Origin of the sequence: Bradyrhizobium sp. 62, from assembly GCF_023073035.1 — a bacterium.
Lineage (GTDB): Bacteria > Pseudomonadota > Alphaproteobacteria > Rhizobiales > Xanthobacteraceae > Bradyrhizobium.
Map to the genome: position 1 here is coordinate 107,701 of NZ_JADPIT010000027.1, position 10,000 is coordinate 117,700.

The window sequence follows — 10,000 nt, forward strand, 5'->3', positions numbered from 1 at the left end:
CGTGGCGCCGGCGCCACGTCACACCAGCTTCGGCTCTTCCAACGCAACCGCGTCGCCCACGCCGATGTCGCCGTCGGCGATCACCTCGGCATAGATGCCGCAGTCCATGTGGCCGAGATTGCTCGAGAGCGTGGTCGGGATTTCGAGATCGCGCCTGGCGGTCTCGGGGTCGACATTGGTGGCCGGGCAGCGCTTGATGCGCTTGACCACTTGCAGCCGGGCCTGTCCGATCGCGAGCGTCTGGCCGACGAGGTCGAGCTCGGACCAGGCCGGCCAGCCCTTCACGTAGAGATTGGCGCGGAAGCGCAGCGGGTGGACGGCGGCGCCGCCGAGCATGGTCTCGAGCGCGCGGACGCTGTCGAGATTGATGATGGACACGACCTTGCGGGCGACGTCGGAAAAGCTGTGGTTGCGGCCGGACAGGATCTTGGGCGGACCTTTCAGCTCTGGCTGAAAGTTCTGGCTGAAGTAGTCCTCGATGGCGGCGCGCCCGGCGGCGGTCTCGAGATCGCCGCTGGCGACGATCTGGCCGTCCTTGCGGATGGTCAGGCGGTTGGTCGCGTCCTCGAACCGGCTGTCGAGCGAAGCCAGCCGCTCATTGCGCGCCAGCATCAGGAACTGGATCTTCGGCTTCCACTGCGGCTGTTCCGGATCGAAGCCGCTTGGGCCGTTCTCAATGGCGTAGCGGCGGTCGGCGGGCAGGGTCTGGCCGGCTCGCAGGGAGACGCGGGGCAGGGGCTCCGGCGTCAGGCCCTTGATCGGATAACGGTAGAGGCCGGTGATCTCGGCGGTCTGGCTGGCTGTCATTGCGCTAGGGGTCATGCCGCTACTTAGGGGATTCGGCCCATCGGCGCCAAGCGGGCGGATCCGCGCACGAAATTGTGAACTCGCCTCTTCCGGTCCGAGGCCTCGCTTCCCACATCTGGGTCAGGCCGGCGCCAGCGCCGGCTGATAAGGACCGTTGCCGGTTGAGAAACGTCAATGCGGTCATCGGAAACCCAATGAAGATGCCGTTTGGAGTGCCTTTGAGGGCTCCAGGGGCAGGCCGAGGGAAAGACCACGATATGAACATCGAAAAATATACCGAACGCTCCAGGGGCTTCGTCCAGTCCGCACAGTCGCTTGCGGTGCGCGAAGGGCACCAGCAGTTTTCGACCCTGCACGTCCTGAAAGTGCTGCTGGACGACAATGAAGGCCTCGCTGCTGGCCTGATCGACCGCGCCGGCGGCAATTCTCGCGCAATTCTGAAGGCGACCGAGGACGCCCTGAACAAGGTGCCGAAGGTCTCTGGCGGCGGCGCCGGCCAGATCTATCTGGCGCCCGAGCTCGCCCGCACCTTCGACGTCGCCGAAAAGGCCGGCGAGAAGGCCGGCGACAGCTTTGTCACGGTCGAGCGGCTGCTGCTCGGGCTCGCGCTGGAGAAGAGCAGCGAGGCGGGCGCGATCCTGGCCAAGGGCGGCGTCACCCCGCAAAACCTCAATGCGGCGATCGAAGCGCTGCGCAAGGGCCGGACTGCGGACTCCGCAACGGCCGAGAACGCGTATGACGCGCTGAAGAAATATGCCCGCGACCTGACCCAGGCGGCGCGCGACGGCAAGCTCGATCCGGTCATCGGCCGCGACGAGGAGATCCGCCGCACGATCCAGGTGCTGTCGCGCCGGACCAAGAACAATCCCGTCCTGATCGGTGAGCCCGGCGTCGGCAAGACCGCCATCGCCGAGGGCCTGGCGCTGCGCATCGTCAACGGCGACGTGCCGGAGAGCCTGAAGGACAAGAAGCTGCTGTCGCTCGACCTCGGTGCGCTGATCGCGGGTGCGAAGTATCGCGGCGAGTTCGAGGAGCGGCTGAAGGCCGTGCTCCAGGAGGTCATCGCGGGCGAGGGCAATTTCATCCTGTTCATCGACGAGATGCACACGCTGATCGGCGCCGGCAAGGGCGATGGCGCGATGGACGCGTCCAACCTGCTGAAGCCTGCGCTCGCCCGCGGCGAGCTGCACTGCATCGGCGCCACCACGCTCGATGAGTACCAGAAGCACGTCGAAAAGGACGCAGCGCTGGCGCGGCGTTTCCAGCCGATCTTCGTCAGCGAGCCCTCGGTCGAAGATACGATCTCGATTCTGCGCGGGCTGAAGGACAAGTACGAGCAGCACCACGGCGTGCGGATCACCGATTCCGCGCTGGTCGCCGCCACGACGCTGTCCAACCGCTACATCACCGACCGCTTCCTGCCGGACAAGGCCATCGACCTCATGGACGAGGCGGCCGCGCGGCTCAAGATGCAGGTCGACTCCAAGCCGGAAGAGCTGGATTCGATGGATCGGGAAATCATCCGGCTGAAGATCGAACAGGAAGCATTGAAGAAAGAGAGCGATGCCGGTTCGAAGAGCCGCCTGCAGACCCTGGAGAAGGAGCTAGCCGATCTCGAGGAGAAGTCCGCGGCGCTCACCGCACGCTGGAGCGCGGAGAAGAACAAGCTCTCCGACGCCCAGAAGCTGAAGGCCGAGCTCGACGGCTTACGGGTCGAACTCGCCAACGCGCAGCGGCGCGGTGAATTCCAGAAGGCCGGTGAGCTGGCCTATGGCCGGATCCCCGAGCTCGAAAAGCAGCTTGCCGACATCGAGGCCAAGGAGAACTCCGGCGAGATGATGGAGGAGGCGGTCACCGCCAACCACATCGCGCAGGTGGTCTCGCGCTGGACCGGCGTGCCCGTCGACAAGATGCTGGAAGGCGAGAAGGACAAGCTCCTGCGGATGGAGGACTCGCTCGGCAAGCGCGTCGTCGGCCAGGCCGAGGCCGTGCGTGCGGTTGCGACCGCCGTGCGCCGTTCGCGCGCGGGGCTGCAGGACCCGAACCGGCCGACCGGCTCGTTCATGTTCCTGGGGCCCACCGGCGTCGGCAAGACCGAACTGACGAAAGCACTCGCCGAGTATCTGTTCAACGACGAGACCGCGATGGTTCGCCTCGACATGTCCGAGTACATGGAGAAGCACTCGGTCTCGCGGCTGATCGGCGCGCCTCCGGGCTATGTCGGTTATGACGAGGGCGGTGCGCTGACCGAGGCGGTACGACGCCGGCCCTACCAGGTGGTGCTGTTCGACGAGATCGAGAAGGCGCATCCCGACGTCTTCAACGTGCTGTTGCAGGTGCTCGACGACGGCCGCCTCACCGACGGCCAGGGCCGCACGGTCGATTTCCGCAACACGCTGATCATCATGACCTCGAACCTCGGTTCGGAGTTTTTGGTGAATCAGCCGGAAGGCGAGGACACCTCGGCGGTGCGCGAGCAGGTGATGGGAATGGTGCGTGGGCATTTCCGCCCCGAATTCCTTAATCGCGTCGACGAGATCATCCTGTTCCATCGCTTGCAGAGGAGCGAGATGGGCCGGATCGTCGAGATCCAGTTCGCGCGGCTGCAGAAGCTTCTGACCGATCGCAAGATCGTGCTGACGCTCGACGCTGCCGGCCGCGACTGGCTCGCCGCCAAGGGCTGGGATCCCGCCTACGGCGCACGGCCACTCAAGCGCGTGATCCAGCGTCACGTCCAGGATCCGCTCGCCGAGATGATCCTGGCCGGCGACGTCAAGGACGGCGACAGCGTTGCGATCTCCTCCGAAGGCAACGTGCTGACCTTCAACGGCAAGGCGCCGCAGACCGCGGAGATCGCCCAGTTCGAGGCGCCGGTGTCGAAGCGGAAGCTGAACTGAGCGCCGGCAATCCAAGCCTGAAGCAAAAAGCCGCCCCGGAGAGGTCAATCTCTCCGGGGCGGTTTGTTTTGCGGGTTGTTGACGATGTTGCTGCAGCCGGAGTGTGGTCTGGCTAGGACGTGCAATCTTTGCGGTGCGGCCCTGCCGGCATATGCAATCCATCTACAATTTCGACGCGCGGGGACTTATTTCTTCGTGACCTTGTAGATCGCGTTCTCGATGTCCGAGCTGAAGTAGATGACGCCGCTCGCCCCGACCGCGACGCCCGTCGGAATATGCGTCGGCAGGCCGCCCGGCGCGCCGATCAGGCCGATTGGGAGATTGGCTGCGATCTCGGTGACCGTGCCGCTCTCCGGCGCGATCTCGATCAACCGTTTGGCGCCCACCTCTGCCACGATCAGCTTGCCGTCGGGCGAAAGCGCGATGCCCTCGGGGCCCTTCAGGTCCTTGGTGATGACCGTCTTTTCGCCGCCGCTCTCGATCATCGAGACGACGCCGGAAAAGGCTTCGGTGACATAGACCGCGCCGCGCGATCCCGCGACCAGCCCGACCGGGCCCTCGAGGCCGCCGATCATCGCCGTGCGGTCCTTGCCGTGCTCGCCGCTGACGCGGACCAGCGATTTGGTGCCGAGCTCGGCCACCAGAATGCTGCCGTCCGCGAGCACGATCGCGTCATGCGGCGCCTTGAAGCCGTGCAGCATGTCGCGGGTGGCGCCGGTCTTGCCGTCGATCACCTGCACCGTGCCGGTGAACCAGCTCGACAGCACCACGTCGTTGCCCTTCACCGTCGCGCTCATCGGATATTCAAGCGTGACGCCGGCGGCGTGCATGCGGGCCTTCTCGGTGACCTCGCCGGTCGCACCGTCCACCGTGCGATAGGCGAACACGTCGGCGACGTGGATCGTATCCTTGCTGTTCTCCGACGTGACGCCGATGCCGCCGGGCAAAGCGAGCTTGCCGATGATGACCTGCCGCGCCTGGCCGGTCGCCGGATCGACCTCCTGGATGCCGTTGTCGGCCATGTTGGAGACGTAGATGCGGTCCTTGTCGTCGATCGCGAGATTGTCCAGCGACGGCTTCAATTGCGCGACCATGGTCTTTGCGCCAGACTTGGGATCGACGCGGACGAGCTGGCCGAGCGCGGTGTCGACCACCCAGAGATTGCCATTGGAATCGAAGTTCACCGCGGCCGGTACCTTGAAGCCGTCCGCGACGACGGTCAGCTCGGCCTTGTCGACGTCGACCTTGGCGACCTGTCCCTTGAACCAGAGCGGACCGTAGAGCTTGTCGTCCGGACCGAACTCGAAGCCGTTGAGACCGCCCATCTTCTCCATGATCTGGCGCGGCGGTTTGACCCCCTCGACGTCGATCTCATAGAGCGTGTCGCCGAGGAAGACGGTGGTGGCGTACAGCCTGCCATCCTTGCGGTAAGCGAGCGAGTTGATGCCGGGAAGGCCGCTGGCCAGCTTCTTGATCGGGCCGTCGCCCTTGCGCGAATAAAGATCTCCGGCCAGGAATCCGGTCCAGGCCATGGTGCCGTCAGGCGCGAACGCGATGTCGTCGGCCATTCCGACCGGGGCGGGGATTGCAACCTTGGCGGTACCGCCGGCGATGTCGACCTCGTAGAGCGCCGCGCCCGCGACGCTGCCGGCAAACAGATGGCCGGCCTTGTCGATCGCAAGCCCGTGCACGCCGTGGAACGCCGAGCCGGGGACGAGCTTGGTGACCTCCCAGTTTTCGGCCGAAACACTGGTGGCGGAGACAATCGCAGCAACGAAGGCTGCGCAGGCGAGCCTGTTCTTCATGGCGAGACCTCCCGTTTTTTGGAAAGTATTCGCTCCTCATGCCGCTTTGGCAAACGAAACTTGACGTTGTGATGCCGCCAGGCGAGCTCCGCGCGACAACGTCAAAACCGGATCGTGTTTGAAGATGATCGGCCGATCTCGGCCGGTCGCCGGCTTTTACCTGTTGGTGACCTGCAACGGACCGCCGGTTGCGTCCGACATCCGGGCGATGGCGCCGGCGCGGCCGCTCATCATGCCGTCGAGCCGGTCGCGCTCCTTCTCGAAGCTGGCCAGCATCGGGCCTTCCAGCGAGCGGCCGCGCGGCAGTTTCACACGGAGCGGATCGACGAAGCGGCCGTTGACCAGGATTTCGTAGTGGACGTGCGGGCCGGTCGACGCGCCGGTCGAACCGACGAAGCCAATCACCTGGCCCTGCCGCACCTTCTTGCCGGGCTCCATGCCCTTGGCGAAGGCCGACATATGGCCATAGGCGGTCTCGTAGCCGTTGTTATGCTTGATGCGGATGTATTTACCGTAGCCGCCTTCGGGGCCGGCCTTCTCGATCACGCCGTTGCCGGAGGCGAAGATCGGCGTGCCATAGGAGGTCGCCCAGTCGACGCCGGTATGCATCTTCACGTAGCCGAGGATGGGGTGACGGCGGCCGCCGAAGCCGGAGCGCATGATGGCGTTGTTGACGGGCTTGCGCACCAGGAACTTCTTCGCGCTCTTGCCGGTCTCGTCATAGTAGTCGACGACGCCGTCGTCGGGGCTCTGGTAGCGGTAGTATTTCTTGGTCTCGCCGCCGAGCGTGAGCGAAGCGAACAGCACGTCGTTCTTTTCGCTCGCCGTCACGCCTTCGTCTTCGCCGGCGTAGAACACGTCGAATGAATCGCCCGGCGCCACCTTGCGCTGGAAATCGACGTCGTAGGAGTAGATCTTGATCATGTCGTCGATGACGGGCATCGGCACTTTGTTGCGCATCGCGGTCTCGTAGATGCTCTGGTAGAGCCGCACGCCCGTGCCGTCATCGTCGTCATCGTCGTCGCTGTTGGCGTTCGCCGCCGCGTCGGCGACGGTATTCATGCTGGAAACGTCGACCGCGACGTATTTGCCGAGATCGGACAGCGCCGCGATCGCCTCGACCATGGTCTCGTTGGCGATGACGACGCGGTAGGGCTGCAGACGGGCGCCGGGGCTTGCGGGCGCCATCAGGATGCGCAGCTTCTCGCCTTCCTTCAGGCCGCCGTCGCGGCCGCGCGGACCGAGCGTCGCGGTGATCGCCTTGATCTCCTCGGCCGTGGCGCCGAGATCGCGCAGCACGCCGGCGACGCTGTCGCCCTTCTTGACCACATGGACGCGTTCGCCGTTGGGATTGCCGCCGGTGATCTGTTCCTTGGTCTTCGGCAGCAGCGTGACATTTTCCGGCACCACGCGCGTCTCGAAGCCGGCATAGGGATCGGACGGCGACACTTCGGTGGCGTAGGCGCTTCTGATGTCGGACGGGCCGGTCGCGCCGGAGACGTCGGCCGCAGCATTGGAGAGTGCGGCGTAGCGCACCCCGCCATTGCCGCGCCAGTTCGCGGCATCACGGACCCGCATCAGGATGTCGTCGAGCGCCACCACTGCGGAAATCTTGGCTTTCGGCAGCACCTGGGAGAGGTCCTTGGTGACGAAGGAGACCTCGGCGTCGGGTTCGACGGCTTCCGGATTGTTGGGATCCTCGGATGCCGCCTTCGGATCAGAGCCGACATCGGTGAGAAGGCGCTGGGCGTTGAATGGCGGGATCTTCGCCGACAGATCGCTGGTCGTCATCGACAGATTGCCGGCGATCCGGATGAAGGGACGCACCCGCATCACGTCGCGGTTGCCGACGCGGGCGACGGTCGAGACGCGCACGATGTTGCGCGAGGCCGTGGATTCGTTCGGCGGCGGCAGGCGGTCGCTCTTGTGCAGCGTGGCGGCGCGGTCGGCTGCGCCGAATGCGCCGCGCAGCGCGCCTTCGACGCGCTCCGGCACCTTGGCGAAGGTCATCTCGCCGTCGAGCGAAGCGAAAACGGCGCCGCCGATCAGGGCTGCGCCGCAAAGTCCGGTCAAGATTGTCCCGCTGAACCATTGCACCGAGACGCGGCGGCGGTCGATGACGGCGGCTTCGGAACCATCGACGGACAGCGGCGGCTCGTGGCCGAGATCGATGATCCCGGTCTCACGCCCGTAAGCGCCGCGTGACGTCCTGTGGTTCAACCCAAATCCCCCAATCAACGACCCAAGAGCCCGGTATCGAGCCCCTCCTTACGCTGCCCTCTTCAGGGGCGTCGCTCGAAAAGGGCAAGCCGCATAGGCGTCCGCGGTCAGAAGGCCCTGAAGACGGGCCGGCCGAAACTACGAACAGCTAAGCGGAAAAAGATCTCTCGATGTGTCTCGAATGTCTGAAGAAGGCCGCTTCATCGGATGATCGCCTTCCTCTGACCCCACACAAACCGCCGGCAGCCCCCACTGGCATCCCTGCGATTCAAGCTTTGTCTGTACCAGAACGCCGGGGGATTGTGGCTCAAGTACGGCGCCTAATATGGAAAAGTTTCCCGAACGCCTGGGCACCAGGGGCCTTCCAAGGGCGGGCGCTCCAAGCCGCGTTCAAGGCGCCTCCATGCCGCCTCCGGAGCCCACTCGGGCCCAAACTTTTTTTGGGTTTTTTCTCCGCGCTGGCCCGATCCGGCCGCTCGGCGACTTTCTAACCTGCTGTAAATGCGTGGATTTTTCGAACAATCCACCGTGCGACGATTTTCTGACAATGGTCGTTGACAACCCCGATGGGTGGGGCCTATAACCCGACCACTGAGCGCGGCGCCGCCGGGTCACTGACCAAGGCGAGCGAACGCGCCACTGATGCTCCTCACCTTGTTGAGTGACACAACAGTCGACGTAAGTCGATTGGAGTTCATCCATCGTCGGTAAGGGTGTCGGAACCCTTCCTCTCTGGAAGGTTGGGGCCTCTTGGTCCCGGGCTGTTTGACAAGTGAAGATGAAGAAAGAGAAACGTGGACGGCGGAGTCCTTGCGCCTCTCGGATACTGAAGAGCTTCGGCTTTTGAGTTCTGAGAGGGGACGAAAGACTTCGGCGGTACACGTTTTAAGGTTACACCATCGTTGCCAGCGATGTGAATCGCGGGCAGCTCATCGACTTCGGTCGATGAAAAATGGTGGGACCTCGTCAAAACGTTGTGATCAGCCGGTTCAAAGTTCAAGTCCAACTTGAGAGTTTGATCCTGGCTCAGAGCGAACGCTGGCGGCAGGCTTAACACATGCAAGTCGAGCGGGCGTAGCAATACGTCAGCGGCAGACGGGTGAGTAACGCGTGGGAACATACCTTTTGGTTCGGAACAACACAGGGAAACTTGTGCTAATACCGGATAAGCCCTTACGGGGAAAGATTTATCGCCGAAAGATTGGCCCGCGTCTGATTAGCTAGTTGGTGAGGTAATGGCTCACCAAGGCGACGATCAGTAGCTGGTCTGAGAGGATGATCAGCCACATTGGGACTGAGACACGGCCCAAACTCCTACGGGAGGCAGCAGTGGGGAATATTGGACAATGGGCGCAAGCCTGATCCAGCCATGCCGCGTGAGTGATGAAGGCCCTAGGGTTGTAAAGCTCTTTTGTGCGGGAAGATAATGACGGTACCGCAAGAATAAGCCCCGGCTAACTTCGTGCCAGCAGCCGCGGTAATACGAAGGGGGCTAGCGTTGCTCGGAATCACTGGGCGTAAAGGGTGCGTAGGCGGGTCTTTAAGTCAGGGGTGAAATCCTGGAGCTCAACTCCAGAACTGCCTTTGATACTGAGGATCTTGAGTTCGGGAGAGGTGAGTGGAACTGCGAGTGTAGAGGTGAAATTCGTAGATATTCGCAAGAACACCAGTGGCGAAGGCGGCTCACTGGCCCGATACTGACGCTGAGGCACGAAAGCGTGGGGAGCAAACAGGATTAGATACCCTGGTAGTCCACGCCGTAAACGATGAATGCCAGCCGTTAGTGGGTTTACTCACTAGTGGCGCAGCTAACGCTTTAAGCATTCCGCCTGGGGAGTACGGTCGCAAGATTAAAACTCAAAGGAATTGACGGGGGCCCGCACAAGCGGTGGAGCATGTGGTTTAATTCGACGCAACGCGCAGAACCTTACCAGCCCTTGACATGTCCAGGACCGGTCGCAGAGATGTGACCTTCTCTTCGGAGCTTGGAACACAGGTGCTGCATGGCTGTCGTCAGCTCGTGTCGTGAGATGTTGGGTTAAGTCCCGCAACGAGCGCAACCCCCGTCCTTAGTTGCTACCATTTAGTTGAGCACTCTAAGGAGACTGCCGGTGATAAGCCGCGAGGAAGGTGGGGATGACGTCAAGTCCTCATGGCCCTTACGGGCTGGGCTACACACGTGCTACAATGGCGGTGACAATGGGACGCTAAGGGGCAACCCTTCGCAAATCTCAAAAAGCCGTCTCAGTTCGGATTGGGCTCTGCAACTCG

General features: G+C 63.3%; 4 protein-coding genes and 1 rRNA gene (1 of these 5 cut by a window edge). 2 read left to right on the forward strand and 3 right to left on the reverse strand.

The window, feature by feature from the left end:
• Window positions 1-18 precede the first annotated feature (18 nt).
• Window positions 19-807 carry an MOSC domain-containing protein gene (locus IVB47_RS26335; protein WP_247465671.1) on the reverse strand — a complete coding sequence of 263 codons (789 nt, stop codon included), beginning with the start codon at window positions 805-807 and terminating at the stop codon, window positions 19-21.
• Between the two features lie 257 nt (window positions 808-1,064).
• Between IVB47_RS26335 and clpB the strand changes: the two genes are divergently transcribed.
• Window positions 1,065-3,704, forward strand: coding sequence for an ATP-dependent chaperone ClpB (gene clpB / locus IVB47_RS26340; protein WP_247465673.1), 2,640 nt, complete (start codon window positions 1,065-1,067; stop codon window positions 3,702-3,704).
• A 185-nt stretch (window positions 3,705-3,889) separates the two neighbouring features.
• Here the strand turns inward: clpB and IVB47_RS26345 are convergent, their stop codons facing one another.
• On the reverse strand, window positions 3,890-5,509 hold the full coding sequence (locus tag IVB47_RS26345; RefSeq protein ID WP_247465676.1) for a hypothetical protein: 1,620 nt from the start codon (window positions 5,507-5,509) through the stop codon (window positions 3,890-3,892).
• Between the two features lie 156 nt (window positions 5,510-5,665).
• A complete protein-coding gene (locus tag IVB47_RS26350) occupies window positions 5,666-7,729 on the reverse strand; it encodes a M23 family metallopeptidase (protein ID WP_247465679.1) in 2,064 nt (687 codons plus the stop codon).
• Between the two features lie 1,003 nt (window positions 7,730-8,732).
• On the opposite strand from IVB47_RS26350, the gene IVB47_RS26355 reads away from it, so the two are divergent.
• Window positions 8,733-10,000, forward strand: a 16S ribosomal RNA gene (locus IVB47_RS26355); it runs 221 nt beyond the window's last position.

What these genes read in the sequence shown, in the direction of transcription:
- IVB47_RS26335 (WP_247465671.1), bottom strand. Translation starts at nt 807, where the DNA reads ATGACAGCCAGCCAGACCGCCGAGATCACCGGCCTCTACCGTTATCCG.
- clpB (WP_247465673.1), top strand. Translation starts at nt 1,065, where the DNA reads ATGAACATCGAAAAATATACCGAACGCTCCAGGGGCTTCGTCCAGTCC.
- IVB47_RS26345 (WP_247465676.1), bottom strand. Translation starts at nt 5,509, where the DNA reads ATGAAGAACAGGCTCGCCTGCGCAGCCTTCGTTGCTGCGATTGTCTCC.